We start from the raw sequence: 14,022 nt of genomic DNA, 5'->3' as shown, positions 1-14,022 counted from the left end.
GACGGCGGACGGCTCCAGCCCGCACCGCCTGCCCCCGTCACGTGAACCACCACGAAGGAGAGGTCCGCACAGTGTCGGTCTCCATCAAGCCGCTCGAGGACCGCATCGTCGTCAAGGCCGTCGAGGCCGAGCAGACGACCGCGTCGGGTCTGGTCATCCCGGACACCGCGAAGGAGAAGCCCCAGGAGGGCGAGGTCCTCGCGGTGGGCCCGGGCCGCGTCGACGACAACGGCCAGCGCGTGCCGGTCGACGTCAAGGTCGGCGAGAAGGTCATCTACTCCAAGTACGGCGGCACCGAGGTCAAGTACGGCGGTGAGGACCTGCTCATCCTCTCCGCGCGCGACGTCCTCGCCGTCGTCGGCTGACACCAGCCCCCGGCACGACGGCGCACCGCGGCCCCGCTCGGGCCGCGCGCCCGCACGACCGCCCCGGCGGACCGGTCCGCCGGTCCCCGGGGCGACGTGCGTCCGGGGCCCCGCACGACAGCCGACGGGCGACGGGCCCCGAGCGCGACCGCGCCGCACCGCACGACTCTCCCGCGGGCTCCAGCGCGAGCCCCGACCAGGACGGAGCACCATGGCCAAGACCCTGCAGTTCGACGACGAGGCCCGCCGCGCGCTCGAGCGCGGCGTCGACGCCCTCGCCGACGCCGTGAAGGTGACGCTCGGCCCCCGCGGCCGCAACGTCGTCATCGACAAGCAGTGGGGCGCACCCACCATCACCAACGACGGCGTGACGATCGCCCGCGAGGTGGAGCTCGAGGACCCGTACGAGAACCTCGGCGCCCAGCTCGCCAAGGAGGTCGCCACCAAGACCAACGACATCGCGGGCGACGGCACGACGACCGCGACCGTCCTCGCCCAGGCGCTCGTCCACGAGGGCCTGCGCAACGTCGCCGCCGGCGCCGCCCCGGGCGCCCTCAAGCGGGGCATGGACGCGGCCGTCACGGCCGTCGGCGACGCGCTGCGCGGCGCCGCCCGCGACGTCGAGGGCAAGGACGAGATCGCCCACGTCGCCGCGATCTCCAGCCAGGACCGCACCATCGGCGAGCTCATCGCCGAGGCGTTCGACAAGGTCGGCAAGGACGGCGTCATCACCGTCGAGGAGTCGACGACGGCGGCCATGGACCTCGAGTTCACCGAGGGCATGCAGCTCGACAAGGGCTACATCTCGCCGTACTTCGTCACGGACAACGAGCGCATGGAGGCCGTCCTCGAGGACGCCCACGTGCTCGTCCACACCGGCAAGATCAGCGCCGTGCAGGACCTCCTGCCGCTGCTGGAGAAGGTGCTGGAGACCTCCAAGCCGCTCTTCGTCGTGGCCGAGGACGTCGACGGCGAGGCCCTCTCGACCCTCGTCGTCAACAAGATCCGCGGCACCTTCACGGCCGCCGCGATCAAGGCTCCCGGCTTCGGCGACCGCCGCAAGGCGATGCTCGAGGACCTCGCCGTCCTCACCGGCGCCCAGGTCGTCACCCCCGACGTCGGCCTCAAGCTCGACCAGGTCGGCCTCGAGGTGCTCGGCACGGCCCGCCGCGTCGTCGTCACGAAGGACGACACGACGATCGTCGACGGCGGAGGCTCGCGCGAGGACATCGACGCGCGCGCCGGCCAGATCCGCTCCGAGATCGAGCGCACCGACTCCGACTGGGACCGCGAGAAGCTGCAGGAGCGGCTCGCCAAGCTCGGCGGCGGCGTCTGCGTCATCAAGGTCGGCGCGGCCACCGAGGTCGAGCTCAAGGAGAAGAAGCACCGCATCGAGGACGCCGTCTCGGCGACCCGCGCGGCCATCGAGGAGGGCATCGTCGCCGGCGGCGGCTCCGCCCTCGTCCAGGCGGCGTCCGTGCTCGAGGGCGACCTCGGCCGCACGGGCGACGAGGCCGTGGGCGTCGGCATCGTCCGGCGCGCCGTCGACCAGCCGCTGCGCTGGATCGCCGAGAACGCCGGCATGAACGGCTACGTCGTCGTCGACCGCGTCCGCACCCTCGGGGGCGGGCAGGGCCTCAACGCGGCGACGGGCGAGTACGAGGACCTCGTGCCCGCCGGCGTCATCGACCCGGTGAAGGTGACCCGCTCGGCGCTCGTCAACGCCGCGTCGATCGCCTCGATGGTCCTCACCACCGAGACGCTCGTCGTGGAGAAGAAGGAGCCCGTCGAGGAGGCCGTCGGGCACGGCCACGGACACGGCCACTGACCGGCTCGACGTGAGCAGCCGGCGCTGACGAGCGCCACCCCGTCCGCCCGCCGGCGGACGCACTGCGAGCGCGGCGCACGAGGGCCCCGGGCGATCCCGCCCGGGGCCCTCGTGCGTCTGCTGCCCGTGCGTCTGCCGCCCGTGGGTCCGCTGCCCGCGGGTCTGCCGCGGGGACACGGCGCTGCCGCCCCGCGTCGACAGCGTCCCCGGACGCGCGAGAGCGCCCCCGGACGCGCGAGAGCCCCGCACCCGGTGGGTGCGGGGCTCTCGTCGCGTCGCGCCGGGGGCCGGGCTGGGATCAGCTGGCGAGGGGCAGGACCCGCGTGGCGCCGCGGCGGCGCGCGTACTCGGCCTCGCGCTCGTCCTCGGTCATGCCGCCCCACACGCCGTAGGGCTCGCGGACGGCGAGGGCGTGCTCCTTGCACTGCTGCACCACGGGGCAGGCGGCGCAGATCGCCTTGGCGGCGTTGTCGCGGTTGCGGCGGCTCGGGCCGCGCTCGCCCTCGGGGTGGAAGAAGAGGGTGTCGTCCGCCTCGCGGCACGCGCCCTGCATCTGCCACTCCCAGAGGTCGGCGACGGGGCCGGGGAGGCGCGAGATCTCAGCCATGGGAGCTCCTGGGGTGTCGTGCCCCCGAGGGGGCTGCCGTGGTGGCTCCGTGCTGGGCCGACCGTGGCGCGATGTCGATGGCGTGGACGCTACAACCGATCCAGAAGTTGTTCAAGGACCTGTTCGAGGCGCACGGGAGTTGTTCACCCGACGGCCAGCGGTCGTCCAGGAGCGCGTCGGGAGGGCGCGCCGACTGGCTCGGCGGGGCGCGCGCGGCCAGAGTGAGCACGTGCCCTCCCACGCCCCCGTCCCGGCCCGCGACCGGCGGGCGCCCGGTGACGACGGCGCGGGCGGCGGGGGCGCGCCCGCACCGGCCCGACGGGAGGGGGTCCCGGCGGTGCCTGCCCGCGACGACGAGGGACCGGTGGACCGGCGCCCCGGGCACGACGAGCAGGACGAGCCCTCGACGGGCGCGGGGACGGACCCAGCAGCGGACCCGGCAGCGGTCGCGGCCCCGACGCTCAAGGTCGCCGCCGTGGCGCGCCGCCTCGGGGTCGCCCCCGCGACCCTGCGCACCTGGGCCCGTCGCTACGACCTCGGGCCCTCCGCGCACACGGCGGGCGCCCACCGCCAGTACAGCCTCGAGGACCTCGAGCGGCTCATGGTCATGCGGCGCATGACGCTGGAGGGCTACTCGCCGGCGGAGGCCGCCCGCGTGGCCGTCCAGAGCGCCCGCGCGACGTCGGCCGCGCCGTCCGCGCACGACCCGTCGTCCTCCGCCCCCGCGCAGGCCCCCTCGCAGACCTCCGCACAGGCTGATCCGCGCCCACCTGGCGGGTCCCGCGTCCACGACCCCTCGGGCACCCCGGTGGCCCCTGCTCGCGGCGAGGCGCCGGCCCCGCGGGGCGCCACCCCGTCGGTGCGCTCCCTGGCGCGCGCGGCGATGGCGCTGCAGGCGGGGGAGTGCCAGCGGCTCCTCGAGGCGCACATGGCCGTGGGGGGCGTCGTCGAGGCCTGGACGGCGCTCGTGCGCCCGGTGCTCGAGGCCCTGTCCGACCGGGTCGGCGCCGTGGCCCCGGGCCGCTCGCCCGTCGCGCTGCTGGAGGCGGCCCTCCTCGCCGCCCTGCGCGCCGCCGTCGAGGCGGAGCCGGCGGGAGGCCCCGCGGTGCTCGTCCTGCGGCCGTGCGCCCCCGGGGGCGGCGGCGGGGCCTCCGCGGGCGGCGCCACGGGCGACCTGCTGTCGCACGTCGTCGCCGCCGCCCTCCGCGAGGAGGGCGCCGCGGCGGCGGTGCTGCCGGGCGCCCACGCCGCCGAGCGCGTCGCCGCCGTGGGCGAGCAGCTCGACGCGGCCGTCCTCGTGGTGGTGGCGGACGCCGCCGTCGACGCGGCCGCCGCCGAGGAGACGGCCCGCCTCGTCGACCCCGCGGGCGCGCGCGTCGTCCTGGCCGGGCGCGGGTGGGCCGCCCCGCTGCCCGCGCCCGTCGTGGCGGACCTCGGCGACGTCGCCGCGACCGCGCTCGCCTGACGGGCACGGGCCGCCACCGGGCCGTCCGGGCGACCCGGACGCGCCGGGACCAGTCCGGCGGCGCGCCGGCGCCGAACGCTGTGGACGACGACAGCGGGAGGCGCGGTGCACGAGGTTCCCTCAGGAGACGGCGCTCCCGTGCCGATCACCAGGGCGAAGCGGCCGCACACCCGCGGTCAGACCACCCGGAGGTTCAGCGTGTCCACCGTGCTCGTCTGCGACGACGTCCTGCCCGTGCGGGAGGCGCTGCGCCGCCAGGTCGGCTCCGTGCCGGGCGTCACCCGGACGGCCGGTGCCGCCGGCGGCGGCGCCGCCGCCCGGACCGCCCCCGGCGGCCCGCCGGACGTCGTCCTCATGTCCTGCTCGCACCCGCGGGCGGCCGAGCACATCCGCTCCTGGATGCAGGCCCGGCCCCAGACGGCCGTCATCGCGGTCGTCGCCCCGGGCGACGGCGACACGGCGGGCGCCGCCATGGCCGCCGGCGCGTGCGCCGTCCTCGTCCGCGAGCCGAGCACGCCCGAGCTGACGGCCGTCCTCCACCACGCCATGTCGGTGAGCGACGCCCGCCGGGCGGCCGTCGCCGCGACGGCCCAGGAGGACGTGCCGGTGCTCACCGAGCGCGAGCAGCAGGTCCTCGCCGGCATGAGCCGCGGCCGCAGCAACGGCGAGATCGGCAAGGAGCTCTTCCTCTCGGAGGACACGGTCAAGACCCACGCGCGCCGGCTGTTCCGCAAGCTCGGCGCCGCGGACCGCGCGCACGCGGTCGCCATCGGCTTCCGCGCCGGCCTCGTGCGCTGAGCCCGGCCTCCCGCGGGCGCAGGGGGCTCGCGGGGGCCGGGCTCGTGCAGGGGGCGAGGTGCGCCCGGGAGGTGCGCCCGGGAGGTGCGCCCGGGAGAGCGCCGGGGGAGGCGCCGGCAGGGGCGCGCGCGAGGGGCGTCGGGGAGGGGCGCGGGCGGTCGTACCATCGCTGCACGCAGCGTCGCGTCCGCAGCCGTCCCCCGTCCCCAGGGAGCCCCCGCCGTGCCGGACATGCCCGCCGACCCCTTCGCCCGCACGGGCCTCACCTACGACGACGTGCTGCTCCTGCCCGCGGAGAGCGACGTCATCCCCAGCGAGGCCGACACGACCACGCGGGTGTCGCGCCGGGTCGAGGTCCGGGTGCCGCTGCTGTCGTCGGCGATGGACACGGTGACCGAGGCGCGGATGGCGATCGCCATGGCCCGCCAGGGCGGCCTCGGCGTGCTGCACCGCAACCTCTCGATCGAGGACCAGGCCGACCAGGTCGACCTCGTCAAGCGCTCCGAGGCCGGGATGATCACCAAGCCGGTGACGACGTCGCCCGGCGCGACGCTCGCCGAGGTGGACGCGGCGTGCGCGCGCTACCGCGTCTCGGGCCTGCCGGTCGTCGACGACGCCGGCGTGCTCGTCGGCATCGTCACCAACCGCGACCTGCGCTGGGAGCCCGACCACAGCCGCGCCGTCGCCGACGTCATGACGCCGATGCCGCTCGTCACGGCGCCCGTCGGCGCCGACCGCGAGACCGCGATGCGGCTGCTGCGCGAGCACAAGGTCGAGAAGCTGCCGATCGTCGACGCCGACGGCCGCCTGCGCGGGCTCATCACCGTCAAGGACTTCACCAAGGCCGAGCAGTACCCGCTCGCCACCAAGGACGAGCGCGGCCGCCTGCGCGTGGCCGCGGCCGTCGGCTTCTTCGACGACGCCTGGCAGCGCTCCATGGCGCTGGTCGACGCCGGCGTGGACGTCCTCGTCGTCGACACCGCCCACGGGCACAGCCGCGGGGTCGCCGACATGGTCGCCCGCCTCAAGGCCGAGCCCGCCGCGGCGCACGTCGACGTCGTCGGCGGCAACGTCGCGACGCGCGAGGGCGCCCAGGCGCTCGTCGACGCCGGCGCCGACGGCGTCAAGGTCGGCGTGGGCCCCGGCTCCATCTGCACGACCCGCGTCGTCGCGGGCGTCGGCGTCCCGCAGGTCAGCGCCATCTGGGAGGCGGCGCAGGCGTGCCGCCCCGCGGGCGTGCCGCTCATCGGCGACGGCGGCCTGCAGCACTCCGGCGACATCGCCAAGGCCCTCGTCGCGGGCGCCGACGCCGTCATGCTCGGCTCGCTCCTGGCCGGCTGCGACGAGAGCCCGGGCGACCTCGTCTTCATCGGCGGCAAGCAGTACAAGGGCTACCGCGGCATGGGCTCGCTCGGGGCGGCGCAGAAGCGCGGCCGGGCGCGCTCCTACTCCAAGGACCGCTACTTCCAGGGCGACGTCGACGACGACGCCTTCATCCCCGAGGGGATCGAGGGGCAGGTGCCCTACCGCGGCCCGCTGTCCGCCGTGGCGCACCAGCTCGTCGGCGGCCTGCGGCAGTCGATGTTCTACACGGGCGCCCGCTCCGTGCCGGAGCTGCGCGCCCGCGGCCGCTTCACGCGCATCACGCCCGCGGGCCTCAAGGAGAGCCACCCGCACGACGTGCAGATGACGGTCGAGGCGCCCAACTACGGGCGCCGCTGAGGCCCTCGCGCACCGCGGGCCGCGGCCGCGGGCCCGCGGTGGCCGGGCGGCGGCGTCGTCGGCCGTCGGCGGTCGCCACTAGCCTGCGCGGGTGGCTGAGATCGAGATCGGACGCGGCAAGCGGGCGCGGCGCACCTACTCCTTCGACGACGTCGCCGTCGTCCCGAGCCGGCGCACCCGCGACCCGGAGGACGTCTCCACGTCCTGGCAGATCGACGCGTACCAGTTCGAGGTCCCGGTGCTGTCGGCCCCGATGGACTCGGTGACCTCGCCCGCCACCGCGGTGGCGCTGGGGCGCCTGGGGGGCCTCGGCGTGCTCGACCTCGAGGGCCTGTGGACCCGCTACGCGGACCCGGAGCCGCTGCTCGAGGAGATCGCCTCGCTGGCCGACGGCGACGCCACGCGGCGGATGCAGGAGCTCTACTCCCGCGACATCGACCCCGACCTCGTCGCCCAGCGCCTGCGCGAGGTCCGCGAGGCCGGCGTCACCGTCGCCGGGGCCCTGAGCCCGCAGCGCACGCAGCAGCTGTGGAAGACCGTCGTCGACGCCGGCGTCGACCTCTTCGTCATCCGCGGCACCACGGTCTCGGCCGAGCACGTCTCCTCGCGCAGCGAGCCGCTCAACCTCAAGAGGTTCATCTACGAGCTCGACGTGCCCGTCGTCGTGGGCGGCGCCGCCTCGCACACCGCCGCCCTGCACCTCATGCGCACGGGCGCCGCGGGCGTCCTCGTCGGCTTCGGCGGGGGAGCGGCCAGCACCACCCGCACGACCCTCGGCATCCACCCGCCCATGGCCAGCGCCGTCGCCGACGTCGCGGGGGCGCGCCGCGACTACCTCGACGAGTCCGGCGGCCGGTACGTGCACGTCATCGCCGACGGCGGCGTCGGCCGCTCGGGCGACCTCGTCAAGGCCATCGCCTGCGGGGCGGACGCCGTCATGCTCGGCGCCGCGCTCGCGCGCGCCGAGGAGGCCCCGGGCCGCGGCTGGCACTGGGGCCCGGAGGCCCACCACAGCGAGCTGCCGCGCGGCGAGCGGGTGCGCGTGGGCACGGCCGCGCCGCTGGCCGAGATCCTCTCCGGGCCGGGGCGCACGGCCGACGGCACCACCAACCTCGTCGGCGCCCTGCGCCGCGCCATGGCGACCACGGGGTACTCCGACCTCAAGGAGATGCAGCGCTGCGAGGTCGTCGTCAGCCCCTACCAGCCGGGCTGACCGCCGGTCGGCACGGGCGGGCTGGCAGGCTGGCCGCATGAGCAGCGCTGCCGACGACGCCCCCACCTCCCCGGCCGGCCCGTCCGGCGGCTGGTCGCCCGACCGGGTCGGCGACCAGTCCGGGCGCACGGCCCTCGTCACGGGCGCCAACAGCGGCCTGGGGCTCGAGGTGTCGGCCGTCCTCGCCGCCGCGGGTGCCCGCGTGGTCATGACGGCGCGGTCCCGGGAGAAGGGGGACGCCGCCCTCGAGCAGGTGCGGCGCCGCGCGCCGGGCGCGCAGGTGGAGCTCCAGCTGCTCGACCTGGCGTCGCTGCGCAGCGTCGCCGACCTCGCCACCCGCATGACGGCGAGCCTCGGGTCCCACGGGCTCGACCTGCTCGTCAACAACGCCGGCGTCATGGCGGTGCCCCGCTCGACCACCGAGGACGGGTTCGAGCTGCAGCTCGGCACGAACTTCCTCGGCCACTTCGCCCTCACCGGCCGCCTGCTCGGCCCGCTCCTGCAGAGCGAGTCCGCGGGCCGGCGGCCGCGCGTCGTCAGCCTGTCGAGCATGGCGCACCGCTTCGGGCGGATCACGCCCGACGACCTCATGCGCGAGAAGCGCTACGGGGCGTGGAGCGCCTACGGGCAGTCCAAGCTGGCCGACCTCATGTTCGCGCTCGAGCTGGACCGGCGCGCCGAGCGGGCCGGGCGCGAGCTCGTCAGCGTCGCCGCCCACCCGGGCATCTCGGCCACCAACCTCTTCACCGGCGGCCCCCTCGGGCGGCTGCCCTCACCGGTGCGCTACGCGCTCGGGCGCGTCGGCGAGCTCGTCATGCAGAGCCCGGAGGCGGGCGCCTGGCCGGTGCTGCGCGCGGCGACGGCGCCCGACGTCGTCGGCGGGGAGTACTACGGGCCCGCCGGCGCCGGCGAGCGCAGCGGCCCGCCCGTGCGCGTCGGCACCTCCGCGGGCGCGCAGGACGTCGACGTGGCCCGCTGGCTGTGGGAGGAGGCCGTGCGCCTCACCGGCGTCGGCTTCCACGAGCTCGACCCCGCCTGAGCCGGGCGGCATCGCCTCGACGTCGGCTTCCCGTCGCCGGGCCCCCGCGCCGCTCTCCCACCCGGTCCGCCGGCTCCTCCAGCCCCGTCCGGCCTCCCGGCCGGCGCCCAGACGGGCGCCGTACCGTGGTGGGGTGCGCCCGACCGAGACCCGCGGACCCGCGGGCGTCGTCCGGACGGCGCTGCGCCCGCGGATGCTCGCCCTGCTGGCCCTCGCGCTGGGGCTCGCGGTCGTCTTCGCCGAGCTGGGGTCCTGGCAGCTCGGCCGGGCGCGCACCGGGCAGCAGGCGCCGCCCGAGCGCGCGGTGGTGCCGCTGCAGCAGGTGCTCGCCCCCCAGGAGGCCCTGTCCGCCGAGGCCGTGGCCGGGCCCGTCGCCGTCCGCGGCACCTGGGCGGACGTACCGCAGCAGCTCGTCGTCGGCCGCGCGGCCGACGGGTCGCCGGGCGACGGCGCCTGGGTCCTCGCCGCCGTCGAGGTCCCGGACGCCGACCCCGCACCTGCCGACCCCGCACCTGCCGACGCCGCACCTGCCGACGGGGCTGCCGCCGACCCCGCCGCCGGGGAGCAGGCAGCGGCGCCGGGGGACGGCGGCGCCCTGCTGCCTGTCGTCCGCGGATGGGTGCCCGACCCCGACGACGCCGCGGGCGTGCCGCCCGCCCCGACGGGCACCGCCGACCTCGTCGGCGAGCTCGCCGTCTCCGAGGACCCGCGGGGGCTCGTCGGGCTGCCGGCGGGCCGGCTGGCCGCGGCCAGCTCGGCAGACCTCCTCAACGTCTGGGACGGGCGCGTCTACGCCGGGTACCTCGTGCCGGACGCCCAGGCGCAAGAGGCCCTGGCGCAGTCCGCCCCGTCGCCGGGCGTCCAGGTCGTCCCGCCGCCGGAGCGGGAGAGCGGCACCAACCTGCAGAACGTCTCGTACGCCTTCCAGTGGTGGGTCTTCGCCGCCTTCGCCGTGCTCATGTGGCTGCGCGTCGTGCACGACGTCCGCCGCCGCGCGCTCGAGCGCGCCGAGGACGAGGCCGAGGAGCGGGCGGCTGCGCAGCCGGGAGCCTCCGCCGGCGCCGCCGACCCGGAGGGCGGCCCCGACCCGGGGGGCGCTCCCGAGCCGAGCAGCGCCCCCGACCCCGGCGACCTCGACCACCCCGCCGCCGACCACCCCGCCGCCGACCACCCCGCCGACCGCCGCGCCCAGGAGGCCTCCCGGTGAGCACCGGACGACCCACCCCGCCCGCCCCCACGGGCGCCCGCGCCCGCCGCCTGCGCGAGGCCAGCCTCGGCCCGGCGCTCACGCGCTACCGGGTCATGGCGATCGTCACCGGCGTCTTCCTCCTCGTCGTCACCGTGCAGCTCGTGGTCCGCGAGGTCTTCGGGCCGGAGATCCTCGGCAGCTGGGTCGCCATCGCCCACGGCTGGATCTACATCGTCTACCTCGTGACGGTCGTCGACATGTGGTCGCGCCTGCGGTGGGGGCCGGCCCGCCTGGCGGGGCTCGTGCTGGCGGGCGTCGTGCCCTTCGTCTCCTTCGTCGTCGAGCACCGCGTCACGCGCGAGGTCCGCGCCCTGCTGCGCCAGCTGGCCCAGCAGCGCGACGGCGCCTGACCGGCACCCTGTGCCGAGCGGCGGCGGCGCCGTCGCCGGCGGCCACTAGCCTGGCGCGCGTGAGCGAGCCCACCCGTGAGGCCACCGGCGACCCGAGCGCCGCCGACCCGGGCGCCCCGGGCCCCGACGACGCCCCCAGCGCGCAGCAGGCCGAGCCGCTGGCGCCGGCCGGCACGCCCGAGCCGGGCGCGGCCGTCGCCGCCGGCGCGCCCCCGGACGGCCTGCCGGCGGGGGAGCGCACCGCCCGCCCTGTGCTCGTCGTCGACTACGGCGCCCAGTACGCCCAGCTCATCGCCCGCCGCGTGCGCGAGGCCGACTCCTACTCCGAGGTCGTGCCGGCGTCCTCGAGCGTCGAGGAGCTGCTCGCCCGCGACCCCGCGGCCATCGTCCTGTCCGGCGGGCCGGCGTCGGTCTACGCCGAGGGCGCCCCGCTCGTCGACGCCGGCCTCTTCGAGGCGGGCGTGCCCGTCCTCGGCATCTGCTACGGGTTCCAGGCCATGGCCAAGGCGCTCGGCGGCGACGTCGCGCGCACCGGCCTGCGCGAGTACGGCGGCACCGACGCCGCGCTGGAGCCCGTGGAGGAGACCCCGGCCGCCCGCCGCAGCGTCCTGCTCGACGGGCAGCCGGCCACGCAGAGCGTGTGGATGAGCCACGGGGACGCCGTCCGCAGCGCCCCGCCCGGCTTCACCGTCACCGCCTCGACGCCCGGCGCCCCCGTCGCGGCCTTCGAGGACCACGAGCGCCGCCTCTACGGCGTCCAGTGGCACCCCGAGGTCAAGCACTCGACGTTCGGCCAGCAGGTCATCGAGAACTTCCTGCGCGGCGTCGACGTGCCGGCCGACTGGACGACCGAGGGCGTCATCGACGAGCAGGTCGAGCGCATCCGGGCCCAGGTCGGCTCGGCCCGCGTCGTCTGCGGCCTGTCCGGCGGGGTCGACTCGGCCGTCGCGGCCGCCCTCGTGCACCGCGCCGTCGGTGACCAGCTCACGTGCGTCTTCGTCGACCACGGCCTCCTGCGCGCCGGCGAGGCCGAGCAGGTCGAGCGCGACTACGTCGAGGCCACCGGCATCGACCTCGTCGTCGTCGACGCCGCCGACGCCTTCCTGCGCGCGCTCGCCGGGGTCACCGACCCGGAGGAGAAGCGCAAGGCCATCGGCCGCGAGTTCATCCGCGCCTTCGAGGGGGCGGCCGCCGACCTCGTCGCGAAGGCCGGCGAGCAGGGCGAGGAGGTGCGCTTCCTCGTGCAGGGCACGCTCTACCCGGACGTCGTCGAGTCCGGTGGCGCGGTCCACGGCGGCACGAGCTCGACCGCGACCATCAAGAGCCACCACAACGTCGGCGGGCTGCCCGACGACCTGCAGTTCGAGCTCGTCGAGCCGCTGCGGACCCTCTTCAAGGACGAGGTGCGCGCCGTCGGCGCGGAGCTGGGGCTGCCCGACGCCATCGTGTGGCGCCAGCCCTTCCCGGGCCCGGGCCTCGGCATCCGCATCATCGGGGAGGTCACGCGCGAGCGGCTCGAGACGCTGCGCGCGGCGGACGCGGTCGTGCGGGAGGAGCTCACCGAGGCCGGCCTCGACCGCTCGATCTGGCAGTGCCCCGTCGTCCTGCTCGCCGACGTGCGCTCGGTCGGCGTCCAGGGGGACGGGCGCACCTACGGCCACCCCGTCGTGCTGCGGCCCGTGAGCTCCGACGACGCCATGACCGCCGACTGGTCGCGGCTTCCGCACGACCTGCTCGCACGCATCTCCACGCGCATCACCAACGAGGTCGACGAGGTCAACCGCGTGGTGCTCGACGTCACGAGCAAGCCGCCTGGCACCATCGAGTGGGAGTGACCACCCGGTGACGAGCACGGCGCCGGTACCGGCGGGAGGGGAGCGCCGGTGCCGGTGAGGCCCGTCCCGGCGGCGGCCGGCGTCCCGGACGAGCCGCTCGCGGCGCCCGCGGCGGCGCCCCGCCGAGCGCCCCGGGCATGGCGCTACGTCGTGCCCGCCGCCGTCGCCGTGGCCGCCGAGGTGGTCGCGGCCGCCGCGGGCGACCTGCAGGGCTCGGGGGCGCAGCGCGCCGTCCAGGTGGCGTGCGCCGTCGTGCTGGCCCTCGCCCTGGTGGCCCTCGTGCGGGCGGCGTCCGCCGGGCTGTCGGCGGCGGCGGGCCGCCGCGGCGGGGAGGCCGCCGCGGTGCCCGTGCAGAACGCGGTGCTCGCCGTCGGCGCGGTGCTCTCGGTGCTGCTCGTGCTCGACGCGCTGCAGGTGCCGCTGCGCGCGCTGCTGCTCGGCGGCGCCCTCACCGGCGTCGTGCTGGGCATCGCGCTGCAGCAGGTGCTCGGCAACGTCTTCGCCGGACTGGTGCTCCTGCTCACGCGGCCCTACGGCACGGGCGACCTCCTGCGGCTGCGCGGCGGGACGACGGGCGGCCTGCTCGAGGGCCGCGTCGTCGGCGCGACGCTCACCCACCTCGTGCTGCGCACGACCGAGGGGGTGGTCCGCGTGCCCAACGCCGGCGTGCTCGGCGCGGTCATCGGGCCGTCGGCCCCGGACGGGCCGCTGCCGCCCGTCGACGACCCGGTGGCGCGGGGGGCCGCGCGGGGCAGCGACGACGAGGCGGCGGACGGGGAGCCGGCGGAGGCGCAGGAGCAGCGGCCGCACGGGCGCGCCGCACCGGCTGCGGGCTAGCCGCGCCGTCCGGGGACGTCCGGTGAGGACGACGCCGCCGGTGCGTCCGGCTCGTTCCCGACGCCGCCCGCCGCCCGGCGGGCGGCCACCGGGTCGCCGTCGACGACGGCGCGCAGCACGCCCTCCAGGCCCGGTCCGAAGGGGGCCTCGCCCGGCGCGAGCGCCAGGGCCAGCCGCGCCAGGGTCGGGGAGTCGGCCGCCTCCACGACGAGCGCCGCCGCCGTCGCCGGCACGCCCTGCGAGCCGGCCCCCTCGAGCGCACCCGCCAGCGCGGCGCGCTGGTCGGCGCCCGCCCGGTCGGCGGCGAGCGCGGCGACGGCGCCGAGGACGGCGGCGCGCGCGTCCGCCAGGTCGCGCTCGTCGGGGCCGTGGGCGGCGAGGGCCGCGTCCAGCTCGGAGGCCGCGCTCGCCTCCCGCAGGACGGCGCCCTCGCCGTGCCGGACGTCGACGACGCCCCGGACCTCGAGCGCGACGAGCGCCTGCGCCAGCGTGGCGCGGCTCACGCCCAGCTGCTCCGCGAGGAGCCGCTCGGGCGGCAGCCGCTCGCCGGGGGAGAGCCCCTGGGCCTCGATGAAGGCGGTGATGTGGTCGGCGAGCTGCTCGTAGAGCCGCGGGCGGCGCAGGCGGGAGAGCGCCGCCGCCGGGGCCCGGGCCGCGCGGGGGCGTCCGGGGGCGGGTCCGTCCTCGGGTGCCACGAGCACCTCCTCGGGGAGC

General features: G+C 77.4%; 13 protein-coding genes. 11 read left to right on the top strand and 2 right to left on the bottom strand.

The window, feature by feature from the left end:
• The first annotated feature begins 71 nt into the window (after positions 1 to 71).
• Together groES and groL are read left to right on the top strand one after the other, a co-directional pair.
• Positions 72 to 365, top strand: a complete 294-nt coding sequence (groES, locus tag WDV85_RS14805; protein ID WP_171203546.1) for a co-chaperone GroES — start codon at positions 72 to 74, stop codon at positions 363 to 365.
• A 211-nt stretch (positions 366 to 576) separates the two neighbouring features.
• Positions 577 to 2,193, top strand: coding sequence for a chaperonin GroEL (groL, locus tag WDV85_RS14800; protein WP_339571352.1), 1,617 nt, complete (start codon positions 577 to 579; stop codon positions 2,191 to 2,193).
• Between the two features lie 298 nt (positions 2,194 to 2,491).
• Here the strand turns inward: groL and WDV85_RS14795 are convergent, their stop codons facing one another.
• Positions 2,492 to 2,800: a WhiB family transcriptional regulator gene (locus tag WDV85_RS14795; RefSeq protein ID WP_171204460.1), complete on the bottom strand. Its 309-nt coding sequence runs from the start codon at positions 2,798 to 2,800 to the stop codon at positions 2,492 to 2,494.
• Between the two features lie 364 nt (positions 2,801 to 3,164).
• On the opposite strand from WDV85_RS14795, the gene WDV85_RS14790 reads away from it, so the two are divergent.
• The 9 genes from WDV85_RS14790 (at position 3,165) to WDV85_RS14750 (ending at position 13,308) form a co-directional block, all read left to right on the top strand.
• Positions 3,165 to 4,265 carry a MerR family transcriptional regulator gene (locus WDV85_RS14790; RefSeq protein ID WP_339571351.1) on the top strand — a complete coding sequence of 367 codons (1,101 nt, stop codon included), beginning with the start codon at positions 3,165 to 3,167 and terminating at the stop codon, positions 4,263 to 4,265.
• 198 nt (positions 4,266 to 4,463) lie between these two features.
• Entirely contained in the window at positions 4,464 to 5,063 is a 600-nt protein-coding gene (locus tag WDV85_RS14785) for a LuxR C-terminal-related transcriptional regulator (RefSeq protein WP_171203457.1), read from the top strand.
• Between the two features lie 231 nt (positions 5,064 to 5,294).
• Entirely contained in the window at positions 5,295 to 6,785 is a 1,491-nt protein-coding gene (gene guaB / locus WDV85_RS14780) for an IMP dehydrogenase (RefSeq protein ID WP_339571350.1), read from the top strand.
• Positions 6,786 to 6,876: 91 nt separating this feature from the next.
• Positions 6,877 to 7,998: a GuaB3 family IMP dehydrogenase-related protein gene (locus WDV85_RS14775; RefSeq protein ID WP_339571349.1), complete on the top strand. Its 1,122-nt coding sequence runs from the start codon at positions 6,877 to 6,879 to the stop codon at positions 7,996 to 7,998.
• 37 nt (positions 7,999 to 8,035) lie between these two features.
• Positions 8,036 to 9,037 carry an oxidoreductase gene (locus WDV85_RS14770; protein ID WP_339571348.1) on the top strand — a complete coding sequence of 334 codons (1,002 nt, stop codon included), beginning with the start codon at positions 8,036 to 8,038 and terminating at the stop codon, positions 9,035 to 9,037.
• Positions 9,038 to 9,170: 133 nt separating this feature from the next.
• Entirely contained in the window at positions 9,171 to 10,244 is a 1,074-nt protein-coding gene (locus tag WDV85_RS14765) for an SURF1 family protein (protein WP_339571347.1), read from the top strand.
• On the top strand, positions 10,241 to 10,636 hold the full coding sequence (locus WDV85_RS14760; protein ID WP_339571346.1) for a DUF3817 domain-containing protein: 396 nt from the start codon (positions 10,241 to 10,243) through the stop codon (positions 10,634 to 10,636). Before WDV85_RS14765 ends, WDV85_RS14760 begins: the two co-directional genes overlap by 4 nt.
• A 221-nt stretch (positions 10,637 to 10,857) precedes the next feature.
• On the top strand, positions 10,858 to 12,471 hold the full coding sequence (gene guaA, locus WDV85_RS14755; protein WP_445263354.1) for a glutamine-hydrolyzing GMP synthase: 1,614 nt from the start codon (positions 10,858 to 10,860) through the stop codon (positions 12,469 to 12,471).
• 48 nt (positions 12,472 to 12,519) lie between these two features.
• On the top strand, positions 12,520 to 13,308 hold the full coding sequence (locus WDV85_RS14750; protein ID WP_339571344.1) for a mechanosensitive ion channel family protein: 789 nt from the start codon (positions 12,520 to 12,522) through the stop codon (positions 13,306 to 13,308).
• On the opposite strand, the gene WDV85_RS14745 is transcribed toward WDV85_RS14750, so the two are convergent.
• Entirely contained in the window at positions 13,305 to 14,003 is a 699-nt protein-coding gene (locus WDV85_RS14745) for a FadR/GntR family transcriptional regulator (protein ID WP_339571343.1), read from the bottom strand. The two genes, WDV85_RS14750 and WDV85_RS14745, sit on opposite strands and share 4 nt — an antisense overlap.
• Positions 14,004 to 14,022: the final 19 nt, after the last annotated feature.

This window comes from Pseudokineococcus sp. 5B2Z-1 (genome assembly GCF_037482305.1).
Taxonomy (GTDB): Bacteria; Actinomycetota; Actinomycetes; order Actinomycetales; family Quadrisphaeraceae; genus Pseudokineococcus.
Note: the sequence above shows the minus strand (reverse complement) of the source record. Positions and strands in the feature narration are given on the sequence as shown.